This is a genomic window from Rhodobacter sp. P1_C2, assembly GCF_056406375.1.
The window spans coordinates 13,083-28,821 of record NZ_JBFUAG010000003.1; the positions used below are offsets into that span (position 1 = coordinate 13,083).

The following is a 15,739-nucleotide window of genomic DNA, read 5'->3' on the forward strand; positions in this document are numbered from 1 at the left end:
TTACTTCGCGGCGGCTTCGGCATAGGCCGGGGTCACGAAGGCGGAATAGTCATCGGCGGTGGCGTCGATCCGGCCGGCGCCTTTCAGGAACTCGGCCGTGGCCTTGATCTTGGCGGCAGCACCACCAAGCCAGGTGTCGCTGGCCTGGGTCGCCATCGGCAGGAAGGTGAAGCCTTGCAGGATGTCCGGCACCTGGGAGGCATCGGCACCGGTGGCCTTGGCCAGCGCCATCACTTCCGGCGCGGTGGCGGTCCAGGCGGCGGGGTCTTTCAGGTAGCTTGCGTTGACCTTGTCGATCTCTTTCAGGAACATCACGATCTTGTCCTTGTTCGCCTCGCCGAACTTGCGGTCGACGACCCAGCCGTCAAAGGTCGGAAAGCCCCATTCGGCGGTCTGGTCGGCGCCGATGATCAGCTTGCCCGACTTCAGGATCTGCGATTGCACCGGCTGCCAGATCCAGGCGGCGTCGATCACCCCCTGATCCCACGATGCCGCGATCTGGTCGGGCTTCATGCTGACGATGGTCACGTCGGTTTCGGCGATGCCTTCATGCTGCAGCGCGCCCATCAGCGAGAAATGCGCGGTGGAACCCACCGGCACGGCGATGCGCTTGCCCTTGAGGTCGGCGACCTTCTCGATCCCCGAACCGTTGTGGGCGATCAGCGATTCCGCTTTGCCGATCACGTCGGAATAGGCGATCAGCTGCAGATCCACGCCCTGGCTGGCGGCAATCGCCAGGGGCGAAGAGCCAAGCTCGGACAGGACCACATCGCCCGAGGCCATCGCCGCGATGACATCGGTGCCGGAATCGAACTTGCGCCATTCGATGTCCCAGCCGGTTTCCTTGGCCAGCGTGTCAGAGGTGGAAAGCAGTTGCATGGGCGTCGGGTTGCCGAAATGGCCGATGATGATCTTTTCGGCGGAAGCGGCGCTGGCGAACATCATGGCAGAGGCGGCAAGCGCCAGAAGTCGGGTCGGGAGTTTCATGGGCAGGGCTCCTTGTTGGGTCGGTTTTGTTCTTATGGGTCTTGGTCGGGTCGGGGTCTCGTCACGGCAAAGTCTGCAATCGCGGCCACCACGATGTCCAGCGTATCAAAAGCCAGCACCTGTGGCGCGACCGAATCCGCGATGAGCGAAAACTCGGTGCAGGCGATCATCTGGACGCGGGCGCCGCGGGCGAGAAGGGCGGCGGAGGCGGCCAAGAGGGTCTGGCGCGCGTCTTCGGTGGCGCCATGGGCCTTGATGTCGCGGATCGCGGCGAGGGTGGCGGCCTCGTCCTCGGCGTAAAGCGGGGTCAGATGGGCGGCGGCGAAGGGCGCCTCGAAGAGACCGACCTTGCGCACGGCGGGGGAGGCGAGGATGCCAACCGTGCCGCCCGCGCCCGCAAGCTGTGCCGCATGGGCGACCGAAAGCGCCACCATGTCGATGAAGGGCACCTTGACCGCCGCCCGGATCGCAGCGGCATAGTGATGGGCGGTGTTGCAGGGCATGGCCAGCGCCTCGGCCCCGGCGGCCTCCAGACGGCGGGCCATCGCGGCTAGCACCGGGCCGGGGTCTTCGCCGCCCCCTTCCAGCAGGTGCAAGATGCGCGAGGGCACCTGCGGGTTCTGGTCCACGATCAGCGGGATATGGTCCGCGTCATCCGACGCCCGCACCGCGCCCATCACCTTCTGCATCATCAGGATCGTGGCGCCCGGCCCCATGCCGCCCAGAATCCCGACCCGCCGCGGGGCGGTCGGGTTTTGAGGTGCCAGGGGTGTGGGCGTCTGGTTCATCGGATCAGGCGACCACCAGCGCCTTGGAGCTTTCCGCGAAGACCGCGTCATAGCCGAAAAGCGCCGCCGAACCGCCGGTGTGGATGAAGACCACCCTTTCGCCCTTCTTGAAATGGCCCTTGCGGCAATAGTCGATCAGCCCCGCCGCGCCCTTGCCGGAATAGACCGGGTCGAGAAGGATGCCTTCCAGCTGGGCGAACATCGCAATCGCCTCCAGCGTGTCGGCGCGGGGTACGCCGTAGCCGGCGCCGACATAGCTCGAATCGGCCACCACATCCGCGCGTTGCACGACGCCGGGGCAGCCGAGCTTTTCGGCGGTTTTCTGGGCCAGGGCGAAGACGCTCGCCTCCTGCTTGTCCTTGGGCGCCCGCACGCCGATCCCGGTCAGGGGAATGCCCGCATTGATCGCCTTCAGCCCGGTGATGAGGCCGGCCTGGGTGCCCGCGCTGCCGGTGGCGGTGACGATATGGTCGATCGCAAGGCCGCGGTCATTGGCCTGACCGACCAGCTCGAAGGCGCAGTTCACATAGCCCAGCGCGCCCGTCGCATTCGACCCGCCGCCGGGGATGAGGTAGACCTTCCGCCCCTCGGCCCGCAGCTTTTCGGCCACCGCCTCCATCTCGGACTGCATGTCCATGCCGCCGGCGCGTTTGGAGGTGGTCGCCCCGTGCAGATGGTCCAGAAGCACATTGCCATTGCCGTTGTAATTGCCGTCGTTCGAGCCGGTCCGATCCTCCAGCAGCAGATGGCAGGCGAGGCCGAGCTTGGCCGCAAAGGCGGCAGTCTGGCGGGCGTGGTTGGACTGGGTGGCGCCTTGCGTCATCACCGTATCGGCCCCCGCAGCCAAAGCCTCGGCCATCAGAAACTCCAGCTTGCGGGTCTTGTTGCCGCCGGTCGACAGCCCGGTGCAATCGTCGCGCTTGATCCAGATTTCCGGCCCGCCCAATTCCTTCGACAGGCGGTCAAGCTTTTCCAGAGGCGTCGGCAGATGGGCCAGGAAGACACGGGGAAAGCGGGCGAGATGCATGGCAGCGTCCTTGAATTAACTTGCGCAAGACGAGCATTGATCGGGCATAATCAAATAGCAAATGCGAAATTTTCCATATATCTTGCAAGAATTGCAACTTGAGGTCTGTCATGCAGTTGGAATGGCTTGAGGATATCCTGGCGATTGCCCAGACCGGTTCCTTCAGTGGCGCAGCCGAAAAACGCCGGCTGACTCAGTCGGCTTTTTCGCGGCGCGTGCGGCAGATAGAAGAGCATGTCGGCGTCGAATTGTTCGACAGAAGCCACAAGCCGGTGGTTCTGCGGCCCACCACCCTGGCGCAAAGCGAACAAATTGCGCAGCTTGCCGCTTCCTTGCGCCAATTGGTGGTGGACCTGCGGCGCGGCGACCGAATCGCCAACAACAAGGTCGTGATTGCCAGCCAGCACTCGCTGGCCACCTCCTTCACCCCGGCGATCATCCAGGGCATCCAGAAAAGCGGCGAAGAGACCTATGTGCGGCTGCGCTCGGCCAACCTCGACGAGTGCTTCGGCCTGCTTCTTTCGCGGCAGGCCGATGTGGCGATCTTCTATCAGGTGCCGGAGGAGAAGATCGACGTCAGCGACGCCTATCTGGATGTGGTCACCCTCGGCACCGATCGGCTGATCCCGGTCTTTGCCAGTGCCCCGGTGGCGCGGGGCGAGCTGCCCTATGTGGCCTATCCGGGCGATGTCTCCTTCGGCAAGGTGATGGAGGGGCGGATCCTGCCGCAGCTGCCGCCGCATCTGACCCCGGTACCGATGGCCGAAACCGCCCTGACGCTGGCCGCGCTGGAGATGGCGACGGTGGGCGTGGCGGTGGCCTGGGTGCCGCAATCGCTGGCGGCGGAGCGGCTGGCGAGCGGCAGGCTCTGCGATCTGTCGCCCAGCCTGCCGAGCTGCCCGCTTCTGGTGCGCGCCGCCCGGCTGCATGGTGCGGCCGGGCCGGTGGAGATGGCCTTCTGGTCGCGCCTTCTGGCCCTGTCGGCGGAGGGGTAAGCCCTAGCCCGCCTTGGGGTTTTCGACGACCACGGCAATGCCCTGCCCGCCGCCGATGCACATGGTCGCCAGACCATAGCGGCCAGAGGTCCGCTGCAATTCGTGGATCAGCTTGATCAGGATGATCGCCCCCGATGCGCCGATCGGATGGCCCAGCGCCACCGCCCCGCCATTGGGATTGGTCCTTTCGGCCGGAAAGCCCAGCTCTTGCGCCACGGCGCAGGCCTGGGCGGCAAAAGCCTCGTTGGATTCGATGACATCGAGGTCGGCCACCGTCAGCCCGGCCCGCGACAGGGCCTGCTTGACGGCGGGAACGGGGCCAAGGCCCATGACCTCGGGCGCGACCCCGCCCAGACCATGGGCGACGATCCGCGCCAAGGGCTTCACCCCGCGCGCCTCGGCCACGGCAGAGTCCATCAGGACCAGCGCCCCGGCCCCGTCATTGAGGCCGGAAGCATTGCCTGCGGTGACCGAGCCGTCCCTGGCGAAGGCCGGGCGCAGCTTTTCCATATCGGCGAGCGTCACCCCGGGGCGGACATGTTCGTCGGCCTCGAAGATCACATCGGCGCGGCCCTTCTTCACCGTCATCGGCAGGATCTGGGAGGCAAAGCGCCCCTCGGCGATGGCCTGCGCTGCCCGCCTGTGGCTTTCGACGGCAAAGGCATCCTGCGTGGCGCGGTCGATCTGGCCCCTGGCCGCCACGTTTTCCGCCGTGATGCCCATATGGCCATTGCCGAAAGGATCGGTCAGGGCGCCCAGCATCATGTCGACGGCCTTCATATCGCCCATCTTCTGCCCGCTGCGGCCCTGGGTGATCAGATGGCCCGCCCGGCTCATGCTTTCGGTGCCGCCGGCCAGGGTGATCTCGGCATGGCCGAGCAGGATCTGCTCTGCCGCCGTCACCACCGCCTGCAGGCCCGAACCGCAGAGCCGGTTGAGGGTCAGCGCCGGGGCGGTCTCGGGCACGCCGGCCCGCATGGCGACGATGCGGGAGATATACATATCCTCGGGCGCGGTGTGGATGACATGGCCGAAGACCGTCTGGCCGATATCGGCGCCGACACATCCCGCGCGCAGGATGGCTTCTTTCGCGACCGCGGCGCCGAGATCACCGGGGCTGATGCCGGACAGCGCGCCTGCAAAGTCACCGATGGCGGTGCGGACGCCAGAGGCGATGATGACGGAACGGGTCATGGCAATCTCCTGAAAACAGCTGCCTCACGCTGTTCCCAAGGCCCTTGCGGGGCAAGGGCATGGGCCTGCCTTCCGGCCGTGACGTTGCGGCACGGGGCTCTAGATCTTGCGCGGCGGGCCGACCGAATTGCGCACGACGAGGTCGGGGAGGAGGAGGATTTCCGTCTCCGCCGGCTCGCCCTCGCCCAAAAGCTGCAACAGAAGCGCCATCGCGTGTTTGCCGATCATGCCGCGTGGCTGACGGATCGTCGTCAGGCCGGGCGACATGTAGGAAGCCTGCGGAACGTCATCAAAGCCGGTGACCGAGAAATCGCGCGGCACGTCATAGCCGCGGGCGGCGAGGCCCAGCATGACGCCGATGGCGGTCTGGTCGTTCACGCACATGAAGGCGGTCGGCAGCGTGTCGCGCAGGAACAGCCGGTCCACGGCGAGGCGGCCGCTTTCGATGGTGCCGTCGCCCTCCATCACGATGCGGCTTTCGGCGGGGATGCCCGCCGCATCGAGCCCCGACTCGCAGCCGATCAGCCGGCGCTGATAGGCCAGCCGGTTGCGCGCCGCGCCGATGAAGGCGATCTTGCGGTGACCTTCGGAGATCAGCAGGTCCACCGCCTTGCGCGCGCCGCCGATGTCATCGACGCCGACATAGGGAATGCCGCCGTTGAAGACCGGCTCGAAGACGCCGACCGTCGGCGGCAGCTTGGCCGTCATCGACTGGTGACCGAAGGGCAGGATGCCGGTGAAAAGGATCATCCCGGCCGCCTGGTTGGAGGAGAAGAACTTCAGATACTCCACCCCCCTTTGCGCATCGTTCTGGGTATGGCCGATCAGCACGCCATAGCCATGGGCGCGGGCCTCATTCTCCAACCCCACGAGAATGCTGGAGAAATTCGGGTCGCCAATGTCGGGCGCCACGACGAGGATCATGTTCGACTTGCCCAGGCGCAGGCTGCGCGCCATGGCGTTGGTGGTGTAGCCGGTCAGCGCAATCGCCTGATTGACCTTGAGCCTTGTCGAGACGGCCACCTTCTCCGGCAGGTGGATCGCGCGCGAGACGGTGGCGATCGACACTTCTGCGATGCGGGCGACGTCTTCGATGGTGGCGGGTGAAGTGTTCGTCACTTGGGGGCCTGTTCCTGCTGACCCCCCTTTCCTACACGCTCCTCGCTGCAGGTGCAAAGCTGGCGGTAAAAATCTCGGGCGGTCCCGGCAATGTAAACCTTTACATGAAAAATGCAAAGGTTTACACCTGAGGCAGCGGGGGGAGCCGCGAGGGAGGAAGTCATGGAGTCAGCGGCTTTGGGTCGCGGCGACATCGTGCTGTCTGCGGAGCGGATCAGCAAGACATTCAGCGGCGTTCAGGTGCTGTTCAGCGTCGATTTCACCCTGCGGCGGGGCGAGATCCATGCCTTGATGGGGGAAAACGGGGCGGGGAAATCCACGCTGGTCAAGATCCTGTCGGGCTTCGAACAGCCGACCTCGGGCGAGATCTTCCTCGATGGCGTCAGCGTCAAGCTGCCGCCCAATGGCGCGGCAGAGGCGCTGGGGATCGTGGTGATCCATCAGGAGTTCAACCTTGCCGAACATCTGACCGTCACCGAAAGCCTGTTCCTTGGCCGCGAGGTCGCCCGCTTTGGCGTTCTGGACCGCAAGTTCATGCGGGCCGAGACGCGGCGCGTGCTGGACATGCTCGGCTCGCATATCAGCGAGACTGCGGTGATTTCCTCGCTGTCGGTGGCCGACAAGCAGATGGTCGAGATCGCCAAGGCGATCAGCCGCGATGCGCGGATCGTCTTCATGGACGAACCCACCGCCGTCCTGTCGCGGGATGAGACCGAGGCCCTGTTCCGGCAGGTGCGCAAGCTGCGCGACCTGGGGACGAGCTTTGTCTTCGTCTCGCACAAGCTGGATGAGGTGACGGAGCTTTCCGACCGGGTGACGGTGCTGCGCGATGGGCAATGGGTCAAGACGGCGGCGACCAACACGCTGGATGGCGAGTCGATTGCCCAGCTGATGGTCGGGCGCGAGCTGTCCAGCCTTTATCCGCAGAAATCCGAACCCGATGTCGATGAGGCGCGGGTCCTGTCGGTGGTGGGGCTGACGACGGCCCATGTCCGCGACGCGCATTTTGATCTGCGCAAAGGCGAGATCCTCGGCTTTTCCGGCATGATCGGATCAGGTCGGACCGAGTTGATGGAGGCGATTGTCGGGCTTTATCCGCGGCTTGCGGGTGAAGTGCGGATTGGCAACGACCTTGTGCCGGCAGGCGACATTCAGGCGACGGCGGCGGCGGGGCTGGTCTATATGACCAAGGACCGCAAGTCGAAGGGGCTTCTCCTCGGCTCTGACATGACGGCCAACCTGACACTGCAATCCCTGGACCGGCATGGGCATTGGGGCTACCTCAGCCCCGCCAGCGAGGCCAAGGCGCTGGAGCGGGCGCGGCGACGCTTCGACATAAGGGTGCGCGATGCCGGTGTGGTGGCCGGGCGGATGTCGGGCGGCAACCAGCAGAAGCTGCTCCTCGCCAAGGTGATGGAGATCACGCCGAAGATCCTGATCATCGACGAGCCGACGCGCGGCATCGACGTGGGCACCAAGCAGCAGATCTACCATTTCATCGCCGGCCTCGCCCGCGAGGGCTGTTCCATCATCATGGTCTCGTCCGAGATGCCCGAGGTGATCGGCCTGTGCAGCCGGGTGGTGGTGATGCGGGCGGGGCGGATCGTCGGCGTGCTGGAAGGCAGCGAGATCAACGAACAGGAAATCATGCGCTATGCGGCGGGCCTGAAACAAAAAGCCGTGGCGTAAGGGGGGAAGAGATGACGACGGGGAACGAGCCGGAGGCGCGCAAGAGGCGCTGGCAGGATGTGGATCTGCGCGCGGTGGCGCCCTTTGCGGCGCTGGCGCTGTTGCTGATCCTCGGGGCCTTGGTCAATCCGAATTTCATCGGCCTCAACAACCTTGCCAATGTGGCGACGCGCAGCGCCTTCATCGCGCTGATCGCGGTGGGGGCGACTTTCGTCATCTCCTCGGGCGATCTGGACCTGTCGGTGGGGTCCATGGTGGCTTTCGTGGCCAGCCTGATGATCCTGTTCCTCAATTCCGGGGTGATCGCCGATCCGGGCCTCGCGATTGCGGCGGCGATCCTGCTGGCGCTGGTGATCGGTGCCTTGTGCGGGCTGGCCAATGGGTTGATCACCACCCTGGGCAAGATCGAGCCCTTCATCGCCACGCTCGGCACGATGGGGATCTACCGCGGCCTGACCACCTGGCTGAGCCAGGGCGGGGCGATCACCCTGAAGTCGGCGGAACAGCAGAACCTCTACCGGCCGGCCTATTTCGGCTACATCCTCGGCGTGCCGGTGCCGATCGTGGTGGTGCTGGTGGTGACCTCGATTGCGGCTTTCGTGCTCTACCGGATGCGGTATGGGCGGCATGTGGTCGCCGTCGGGTCGAACGCCAACGTGGCGCGCTATTCGGGCATCAAGGTGGACCGCGTCCGCACCACGGCCTTCGTGATCCAGGGCGTCTGCGTGGCGATTGCGGTGATGCTTTATGTGCCGCGTCTGGGGTCGACCTCGGCCACCACCGGCATCCTGTGGGAGCTGCAGGCGATCACCGCCGTCGTCATCGGGGGCACCGCGCTCAAAGGCGGGGCGAGCCGGGTCTGGGGCACGATCTGCGGCGCCTTCATTCTGGAATTGGTGGGCAATATCATGCTCTTGTCGAATTTTATCAGCGAATATCTGATCGGGGCCATTCAAGGCGCGATCATCATCATTGCGATGCTGGTGCAACGATCACTGGTGCGCAAGTCGTGACGACAGCGCCGGGGAGGGGTCGCCCCGGCACTGCAAGACCAGACCTGTCCAAAGGGAGAGAGAAAATGCGTAAAGGACTAATGAGCCTTGTCACCGTCGCCGCCTTGGCGATGGGCAGCACAGCCGCCTTCGCCGAAGACAAGCCGATGACCGTTGGCGTGTCGATCCCGGCCGCCGACCATGGCTGGACCTCGGGCGTGGTGTTCCATGCCAACCGCGTGGCCAAGATCCTGATGGATCAGCACCCGGGCCTCAACATCATCGTCAAGACCTCGCCCGATCCGGCGAGCCAGGCCAACGCGCTGCAGGACCTGGAAACCCAGGGCATCGACGCGCTGGTGATCCTGCCGAGCGACCCCGATCCCTTGGTCAACTCGATCAAGGAGATCAAGTCCAAGGGCACGTTCGTGACCATCGTGGACCGGGCGCCTTCGGTGAACGACGATTCCGTGCGCGATCTTTACATCGCGGGCAACAATTTCGCGCTGGGGGAGACGGCGGGGAATTACATCAAGGCGACCACGCCGGACGCGCAGGTCGTCGTGATCCGCGGCCTGCCGATCCCGATCGACCAGACCCGTCAGGATGGCTTTGACAAGGCGGTTGCAGGCTCGGGCGTCAAGGTGCTGGACCGCCAGTTCGGCAACTGGAACCGCGACGACGCCTTCAAGGTCATGCAGGATTACCTGACCAAGTTCCCCAAGATCGACGTGGTCTGGTGCCAGGATGACGACATGGCCGTCGGCGTGTTGCAGGCGATCGAGCAGGCCGGCCGCACCGACATCCAGTATGTCGTGGCGGGTGCCGGGTCCAAGGACATGATCAAGAAGGTCATGGACGGCGACAAGATGATCCCGGTCGACGTGCTCTACCCGCCGGCCATGGTCGGCACCGCGCTGGAGATGACGGTGGCGGGCCTTTACGGCCAGGTCCCGGTGCGCGGCACCTTCACGCTGGATGCGACGCTGATCACCAAGGACAATGCCAAGGCCTATTACTTCCCCGACTCGCCGTTCTGAGCCGGTTGTGATGCGGCCACCTGCCCCTTTGCGGGCGGGTGGCCTTTCGGCGCTTGGGCGCAGGAACAAGGCTAATCCCGCGGATCGGCGTTGCCTTTGTGCCGTCAAGCCCATAGGCTCGCCGCATTGTAGAACGTAACCTGTACTGTGGCGGGTTGAATACTCTGGCGGGTTGAATTCATGGGCATCAGGATTGGTGACCGCACCAACCGATTTGAGTTAATGAACTGGCAGGAACCGGTCGGGGAGCGGATCCCGCGCAGGTTCAATGACCATGCCGAAGCCCTGCGCTTCCTGCGCATCCACCTCATGCCGGACGAGATCGCCTCTGCCGTGCGGCGCTGGAGCCATGATCTGGGCATCCATTCCGGCAACCGCAGCGTCTTTCTGAACCGCCTGGCCCATGCGATCATGGCGGGTGAGCTCTGGATCGCCGAACTGGAACGCGGTCTGCTCAAGGGCGGTGGCGGCGGCGGCGGCAAGGTCGACCCGCCGGGGCCCGGCCCCGGACCCGGTCCCGGCCCGGGACCCAAGCCGAAACCCGTGACGGTGGCCGAACTTCTGGTGACGGTGAAGGATCTGAACGGCAAGCCGGTCGAGGGCGTCACCGTGACGGCGGGCGCGCTTGGGACCAAGACCACCGACAAGACCGGTGTCGCCGATTTCGGCAAGGTCACCCCCGGCACCTATGACATCACCGCCGCCAAGCCCGGCCATGGCAAGAAGCGCAATGGCAACGAGGAGAAGGACGAGAAGAAAGCCGTCTCGGTCCCCGATGGCGCCAAGACCACCGTCGACCTGATCCAGCATCCCGAATGCGCCAATGTCGCCTTCTTCGAAGGCTCCAAGATCCGGCCCAATTACTTCGGCTTCGACCACAAGACCAACATGCGGGCGGCGCCGAAACCCTCTTACTGGGACCCGATCCCGCCCAAGGGCTCCTTGAAGATGCCGACCGACCGGCTGACCCGCGACGAGGCGCGCTGGGTCTCGGTTGCGGTCGGGCAGGAGGCGGAGCTGGAGATCCACTTCCTCTTCAGCGATACGCCCTGCGTGCCCTGTCTGGCCAATACGACCTATGAGGTGATCCCCGCCACCGTGGCCGAGGTGGTGACCGCCCAGATCACGACGCAGCATTCCTGGTTCAAGATCAAGGGCAAGGCCGAGGGCGAGGCGACGCTGAAAGTGGTCTGCGACGGGAAGGAGATCGGCTGGTTCCACATCTGGTGCAAGGAAGAAGCCACGGTCAACCTCGACATCTGCATGGTCACCACCACCCGCGCCCGGGCGGCGGTCTATTCGGCGGCCGATATCGACACGCGGCTGAACCGGATCTACCGGCAGGCGGCCTTGAAGGTCAGCACGCTGGATCTGGGGACCATCGACCTTTCCGCCTCAGCCGGGATCTCGACGCTGGAATCGAAGGTCTACCCTTCCGATGGCAGCGCGCCCTTCAAGGACGACGACCCGGCCCTGAACAATTTGCTGGCCGGGCTGGAAGGCGCGATCAATGGCGCGCTGGCGATCCGGCCCACCGGCCCCAAACCGCGCGACAAGACGCGCAAGCTGATCTTCTATGTGCCGACGCTGGGCTGCAACCTCAACGGCATGGCGCGCAACATCGGGTTTTCCTCGGTCTTTCTGTTCTACGATACGGCGCCGAACTATTTCTCCACCTGCGGGCACGAGCTGGGCCACAGCCTCAGCCTGCGCCACCCGAGCGACCCCAAGGGATCGGGCCAATATGCCGAGCACAATTACAAATCCGCCGGCCAGAACCCGACACCGGCCTGGGCCGCCACCAATACCGAACCGGCGGTCACGGCCTATCCCTATGCGACGGCGGACGAGATACGGGAGTCCAAGAACGTCCAGGGCAATGACCCGCTGAACCTGATGGGCTATTGGCATGACCGGGCGGTGCGCAATCAGCTGCGCTATCACCAATGGAAAGCGATGGATCGGAAGTGACCATGGATTACGTCAACGTCTGCCCGCCCGCGATCGTCTACCGCATCCAGGAGGCGGATCTGAAATCCTCCGCCAGCAGCGACCTTCTGACCTTTGTCCAAGGCGCCGGCGACCGGCGCTGCGTTCTGGCCGCGACCGAGGCGGTGGCGCGGCGGATCTCGGCCCTGACCGATCCGCAGGTCTTCGGCGCCTTCGCCAATACCGTCGCCTCCTATGCCAGCGATTTCGAGCCGGACCAGATCCCGGTGATCCGGGAGGCCTATCTGCACTATCCCTACAACCGCAAGATCGCCGGCGAATACTTCGCGGGCCTGCGCCGCACCGGGATCGATCTGCGCAAGGAGCTGCGCGGCAAGGTCCGCCCAGACTGGACCTTTGCCACCCCCTATAGCGAGGGCGACACCTGGGATTACTACATGTACCTAGCGAGCCTCGGCGAACCCGGCGCTCTGGAGGCTCTAGCCGCCAAGATCGCCGATACGCCGGATGGCAATGATGTGACCCTGTTCCTGACCAGCCTCGCCGATCTGCCGGGGCCCGAGGTCGATGAGGTCCTCACCCGTTACGCCCAGGACACCCGCACCGCCGATGGGGTGGACGGGCCGGGCATGTCGCTGGCCGATACGGTCGTGCATCTGATGGCGATGCGCCACCCGACCTGAGGGGCGAATTGACAGCGCCGCCGCCCGCGCCCTAGGCTTCGGCCCGGGACAGGAAGGGATTGGCATGGATCTGCGGGCTTACACCGGTTTTGTGGCCGCTGCCGAGGCGATGAACATCACCCTCGCCGCGCAGCGCCTGAACCTGACGCAATCGGCCCTGTCGCGCCAGATCAAGGCGCTGGAGGATTCGCTCGGCGTCGCCCTCTTTGAGAAGGCCGGGCGCAATGTGCGGCTCACCTCGGCCGGGCAGGCGCTGTTCTCGCGGGTCAATGCGGTGCTGATCGCCGACCGGACGCTGCGGACCTTTGCCGATGACATTGCGAAAAATCAGACCGGGCTGTTGAAGATCGGCTTCTGTTCGCAATTGATCGAGCGGTTTTTGCCGAACTTCCTGCCGCAATGGCGCGCCGCCAACCCGGATATCGACATCCATATCGAGGACGGCGGCGGGCCGGAGCTGGGCGAGAAGCTGCGCGCCGGGGATCTGCATCTGATCCTCAGCGCGATGCCCGCGGCCCCGGTGGCGCAGTTCGAGGCGCTGCCCTTGGGCAAGCTGGGCTTTCTCGCCGTCGCCACGGCCGAACATCTGCCGCCCAGCCCGCGCCCGGTGGAGATTGCCGATCTGATGGAATTGCCGATCCTGACGCTGAACCGCCGCCACGCCTCGCGCGAGGTGTTCGATGCCGCCTGTCGCCTGCTTGGCGCGGTGCCGCAGGTGGTTCTGGAAAGCAGCGCGCCCTCGACCCTGTTTGCGATGGCGGCGGGGGGGAATGGCGTGGCGGTGGTGCCCTCTTCGGCCATGGTGCCCGCCGTGGCACAGGGTTCGGCGCAGGGCGGGGCCAGCCGGGCGCTGGTCGCGCGGGCGATTGCGCTGCGCGGCACGCCGATCGAATTTGCCATCGGCGCCATGTGGAACAGCCGCGCGCCCCTGCCTCTTTACGGCCGCCGCTTCCTGACCGACATCGCCGCCCATATCGGCCAGGTCGAGGCCGCCAGCCAGACCCAGGCCACCCTGCGCATCGCCTGAGCGGCTGCGGCGCGATCCATGCTCATTCCGCATGGGTCAGCAGCGCTATTATTCATTGGACGTATGGTTTCCTGCCCCGTTAGGATCACCAAAACGCGCGCTCCGGCGGGGTGACGCGATGCGCGGAAAAGCAGGGACAGCACCGGAATGGAACGCAGCTTCGGTTGGAAAAGCCTGAACCAGGAGCGCATCGTTCTGGCCATCGCCATCGGGCTTTTCGTCGTCTCGGCGATTGGCCTGCCGGGCTTTCTGACCACGGGCAATCTGCTTGCCATCCTGCGTTCGGTCTCGGTTCTGGGAATCCTGTCGCTCGGCATGGCGGTGGTGATCATCGGGCGCGGGATTGACCTGTCCATCGTCGCCGTCATGGCGATGTCGGTGGCCTGGTATCTGCAGATGCTGGGCAAGGGGGTGCCCGATGCCTCTGCCTTCGCGCTGGCTTTGGGCTTCGTGGTGGTAATCGGCCTCGTCAACGGGTTTCTGGTCGCCTATGCCGAGGTGCCGGCGATCTTCGTCACCCTTGCCTCCGGGTCTTTCGTCTTCGGCTATGTCCGCTCGCAACTGATCGACCGCGACGCCATTCCGGTGCCGCATGGCCATTGGGTCGAGATGCTGGGCCAGATGCGGCTGGCCACCGTGCCGCCGGAGGTCTTCCTCTTTGCCATCCTCGCCTTCGTGGCCTTCGTTTTCCTGCGCTTCACCCGCTGGGGCCGCTTTGTCTATTATGCCGGCGACAACCCGGTGGCGGCGCGCAACATCGGGATTCCGGTGCGGCCGATGCTGGTGCTGCGCTATGTCATCTCGGCGCTGGCGGCCTTTGTGGCAGGCCTTCTGACGGCGGCGAGCCTGCAGAGCATCAACAGCCGGGTGGTCAATTCGACCCTGCTTTATGACATCGTGCTGGTCGCGGTGATCGGCGGGATCGGGCTGTCGGGCGGCAAGGGCGGCGTGCGCAACGTGCTGTATGGCGCGGCGCTGATCGGCATCATGCTGAACGCCATGACCATCATCGACATTCCGCTTTTGTACCAGAACCTGATCAAATCGACGATCCTTCTGGCCGCGATCATCTTTGACGGCGTGATCAACCCGCGTGACGAACAAACCGCCCAGCAGGGCGACATCTGACCCATTTGACCCAGCCTTTCGGACACAGAAGGATATGACATGAAGCTCGCGAAACTCCTGATCAGCGCCGCGGTCCTTGCCGCCTCGCTTCTGGCTACGGCTCCGGTGGCGATGGCCGACGACCCAGGCCCCGCCGCCTATTCCAACGCCCTGACCGGCAAGCGCGTGCTGCTGGTGCCGCTTGCCATGGGGTTCGACCTGGCCCAGGGCTGGTCGGCGATCCTGAAGCGCGAGGTCGAGGCCTTTGGCGGCAGCTTCGACACCCGCGACCCGAACTGGAGCACGGAAGCCGGGGCGCAGGCGCTGACCGAGGCGATCTCCTCCGACCCGCATCCCGATGTGCTGGTGGTGATGTCGCCGGACCTGAACTCTTACGCCAAGATCCTGAAGAAGGCGCAGGACGCCGGGATCTATGTGATCCTGATCGACAATCCGGCCAATTTCCCCGCCGATGCCTATGTGGGTTCGGACTGGAACAAGCTGGGCCAGCTGGAGGCCGAGGCGGTCGTGAAGGGCTGCGGCGAAGGCTCGTCCAAGAAGATCGGGCTGGTGCAGGGCGATCAGGTCAATGCGACCTCGCTCTACCAATATGCCGGGATCATGGAGGTTCTGGCCAAGCACCCGGATTTCAGCGTCGTGGCCAAGCCTGACAGCAACTGGGATGCCACCACCGCGCGCAATGTGGCCACGACGATGATCCAGCAGAATCCCGACATGTGCGGCATCATCGACTTCTGGGATGGCGATGCGACCGGGACTTCGGCGGCGATCCGCGATGCCGGGCTCAGCGACAAGATCTTCCTCGTCACCACCGGTGGCGGCGAGAAGACCGCCGATTGCGCGACACTGGAGGATGGCACCTATGGCGCGGTCGTCATGACCGATCTGGCACGCGAATCCGGCGACATGGTCGCGATGATCAAATACCTGCTGCAATCGGGTCAGAAGCCCGGCACCGCCTCGCCCTATATCTACACGCTTCTGAAGGCCACGACCAAGGCGGACCTGAAACCCGACACCTGCTGGGATCTGAAGGCCCTGCAGGCGGCTGCCGGCCAATGAGCGACCGGGCGCCGCAGGTCCTGCGGCGCCCCCTGCCCTTCCCGGGCCTTCTTTTGAC

The 15,739-nt window shown here is 65.1% G+C and carries 14 protein-coding genes; 9 read left to right on the forward strand and 5 right to left on the reverse strand.

Going from position 1 to position 15,739, the window contains the following annotated elements; translation table 11 throughout:
- From tauA to cuyA, 3 genes are read right to left on the reverse strand one after another with little or no spacing between them, the layout of a single operon-like run.
- A complete protein-coding gene (tauA, locus tag AC1DZT_RS05080; RefSeq protein ID WP_478005529.1) occupies positions 1–987 on the reverse strand; it encodes a taurine ABC transporter substrate-binding protein in 987 nt (328 codons plus the stop codon).
- Between the two features lie 32 nt (positions 988–1,019).
- The gene (gene cuyB / locus AC1DZT_RS05085; RefSeq protein WP_478005530.1) at positions 1,020–1,775 is read right to left on the reverse strand and encodes a cysteate racemase; all 756 of its coding nucleotides are present in this window, start codon (positions 1,773–1,775) and stop codon (positions 1,020–1,022) included.
- Positions 1,776–1,779: 4 nt separating this feature from the next.
- Entirely contained in the window at positions 1,780–2,802 is a 1,023-nt protein-coding gene (cuyA, locus tag AC1DZT_RS05090; protein WP_478005531.1) for a D-cysteate sulfo-lyase, read from the reverse strand.
- A 98-nt stretch (positions 2,803–2,900) separates the two neighbouring features.
- On the opposite strand from cuyA, the gene AC1DZT_RS05095 reads away from it, so the two are divergent.
- Positions 2,901–3,797: a LysR family transcriptional regulator gene (locus AC1DZT_RS05095; protein ID WP_478005532.1), complete on the forward strand. Its 897-nt coding sequence runs from the start codon at positions 2,901–2,903 to the stop codon at positions 3,795–3,797.
- Positions 3,798–3,800: 3 nt separating this feature from the next.
- On the opposite strand, the gene bktB is transcribed toward AC1DZT_RS05095, so the two are convergent.
- A complete protein-coding gene (gene bktB, locus AC1DZT_RS05100; RefSeq protein ID WP_478005533.1) occupies positions 3,801–4,991 on the reverse strand; it encodes a beta-ketothiolase BktB in 1,191 nt (396 codons plus the stop codon).
- 99 nt (positions 4,992–5,090) lie between these two features.
- The gene (locus tag AC1DZT_RS05105; protein ID WP_477998851.1) at positions 5,091–6,110 is read right to left on the reverse strand and encodes a LacI family DNA-binding transcriptional regulator; all 1,020 of its coding nucleotides are present in this window, start codon (positions 6,108–6,110) and stop codon (positions 5,091–5,093) included.
- Between the two features lie 162 nt (positions 6,111–6,272).
- Here AC1DZT_RS05105 and AC1DZT_RS05110 point away from each other — a divergent pair, with 162 nt between their 5' ends.
- The 8 genes from AC1DZT_RS05110 (at position 6,273) to AC1DZT_RS05145 (ending at position 15,681) form a co-directional block, all read left to right on the forward strand.
- On the forward strand, positions 6,273–7,799 hold the full coding sequence (locus AC1DZT_RS05110; RefSeq protein ID WP_478005534.1) for a sugar ABC transporter ATP-binding protein: 1,527 nt from the start codon (positions 6,273–6,275) through the stop codon (positions 7,797–7,799).
- 11 nt (positions 7,800–7,810) lie between these two features.
- The gene (locus AC1DZT_RS05115) at positions 7,811–8,812 is read left to right on the forward strand and encodes an ABC transporter permease (RefSeq protein ID WP_478005535.1); all 1,002 of its coding nucleotides are present in this window, start codon (positions 7,811–7,813) and stop codon (positions 8,810–8,812) included.
- 65 nt (positions 8,813–8,877) lie between these two features.
- The gene (locus tag AC1DZT_RS05120) at positions 8,878–9,831 is read left to right on the forward strand and encodes a substrate-binding domain-containing protein (protein WP_478005536.1); all 954 of its coding nucleotides are present in this window, start codon (positions 8,878–8,880) and stop codon (positions 9,829–9,831) included.
- A 222-nt stretch (positions 9,832–10,053) separates the two neighbouring features.
- On the forward strand, positions 10,054–11,802 hold the full coding sequence (locus tag AC1DZT_RS05125) for a carboxypeptidase-like regulatory domain-containing protein (RefSeq protein WP_478005537.1): 1,749 nt from the start codon (positions 10,054–10,056) through the stop codon (positions 11,800–11,802).
- A 2-nt stretch (positions 11,803–11,804) separates the two neighbouring features.
- Positions 11,805–12,464, forward strand: a complete 660-nt coding sequence (locus AC1DZT_RS05130) for a hypothetical protein (RefSeq protein WP_478005538.1) — start codon at positions 11,805–11,807, stop codon at positions 12,462–12,464.
- A 64-nt stretch (positions 12,465–12,528) separates the two neighbouring features.
- Positions 12,529–13,491 carry a LysR family transcriptional regulator gene (locus AC1DZT_RS05135; RefSeq protein ID WP_478005539.1) on the forward strand — a complete coding sequence of 321 codons (963 nt, stop codon included), beginning with the start codon at positions 12,529–12,531 and terminating at the stop codon, positions 13,489–13,491.
- 147 nt (positions 13,492–13,638) lie between these two features.
- The gene (locus tag AC1DZT_RS05140; protein WP_478005540.1) at positions 13,639–14,619 is read left to right on the forward strand and encodes an ABC transporter permease; all 981 of its coding nucleotides are present in this window, start codon (positions 13,639–13,641) and stop codon (positions 14,617–14,619) included.
- 39 nt (positions 14,620–14,658) lie between these two features.
- Positions 14,659–15,681: a sugar ABC transporter substrate-binding protein gene (locus tag AC1DZT_RS05145; RefSeq protein ID WP_478005541.1), complete on the forward strand. Its 1,023-nt coding sequence runs from the start codon at positions 14,659–14,661 to the stop codon at positions 15,679–15,681.
- The last annotated feature ends 58 nt before the right edge of the window (positions 15,682–15,739 follow it).

Excerpts from the sequence above, each read along its gene's own strand:
- tauA (WP_478005529.1), bottom strand. The coding sequence starts at position 987 with ATGAAACTCCCGACCCGACTTCTGGCGCTTGCCGCCTCTGCCATGATG.
- cuyB (WP_478005530.1), bottom strand. The coding sequence starts at position 1,775 with ATGAACCAGACGCCCACACCCCTGGCACCTCAAAACCCGACCGCCCCG.
- cuyA (WP_478005531.1), bottom strand. The coding sequence starts at position 2,802 with ATGCATCTCGCCCGCTTTCCCCGTGTCTTCCTGGCCCATCTGCCGACG.
- bktB (WP_478005533.1), bottom strand. The coding sequence starts at position 4,991 with ATGACCCGTTCCGTCATCATCGCCTCTGGCGTCCGCACCGCCATCGGT.
- AC1DZT_RS05110 (WP_478005534.1), top strand. The coding sequence starts at position 6,273 with ATGGAGTCAGCGGCTTTGGGTCGCGGCGACATCGTGCTGTCTGCGGAG.
- AC1DZT_RS05115 (WP_478005535.1), top strand. The coding sequence starts at position 7,811 with ATGACGACGGGGAACGAGCCGGAGGCGCGCAAGAGGCGCTGGCAGGAT.
- AC1DZT_RS05120 (WP_478005536.1), top strand. The coding sequence starts at position 8,878 with ATGCGTAAAGGACTAATGAGCCTTGTCACCGTCGCCGCCTTGGCGATG.
- AC1DZT_RS05125 (WP_478005537.1), top strand. The coding sequence starts at position 10,054 with ATGAACTGGCAGGAACCGGTCGGGGAGCGGATCCCGCGCAGGTTCAAT.
- AC1DZT_RS05130 (WP_478005538.1), top strand. The coding sequence starts at position 11,805 with ATGGATTACGTCAACGTCTGCCCGCCCGCGATCGTCTACCGCATCCAG.
- AC1DZT_RS05135 (WP_478005539.1), top strand. The coding sequence starts at position 12,529 with ATGGATCTGCGGGCTTACACCGGTTTTGTGGCCGCTGCCGAGGCGATG.
- AC1DZT_RS05140 (WP_478005540.1), top strand. The coding sequence starts at position 13,639 with ATGGAACGCAGCTTCGGTTGGAAAAGCCTGAACCAGGAGCGCATCGTT.
- AC1DZT_RS05145 (WP_478005541.1), top strand. The coding sequence starts at position 14,659 with ATGAAGCTCGCGAAACTCCTGATCAGCGCCGCGGTCCTTGCCGCCTCG.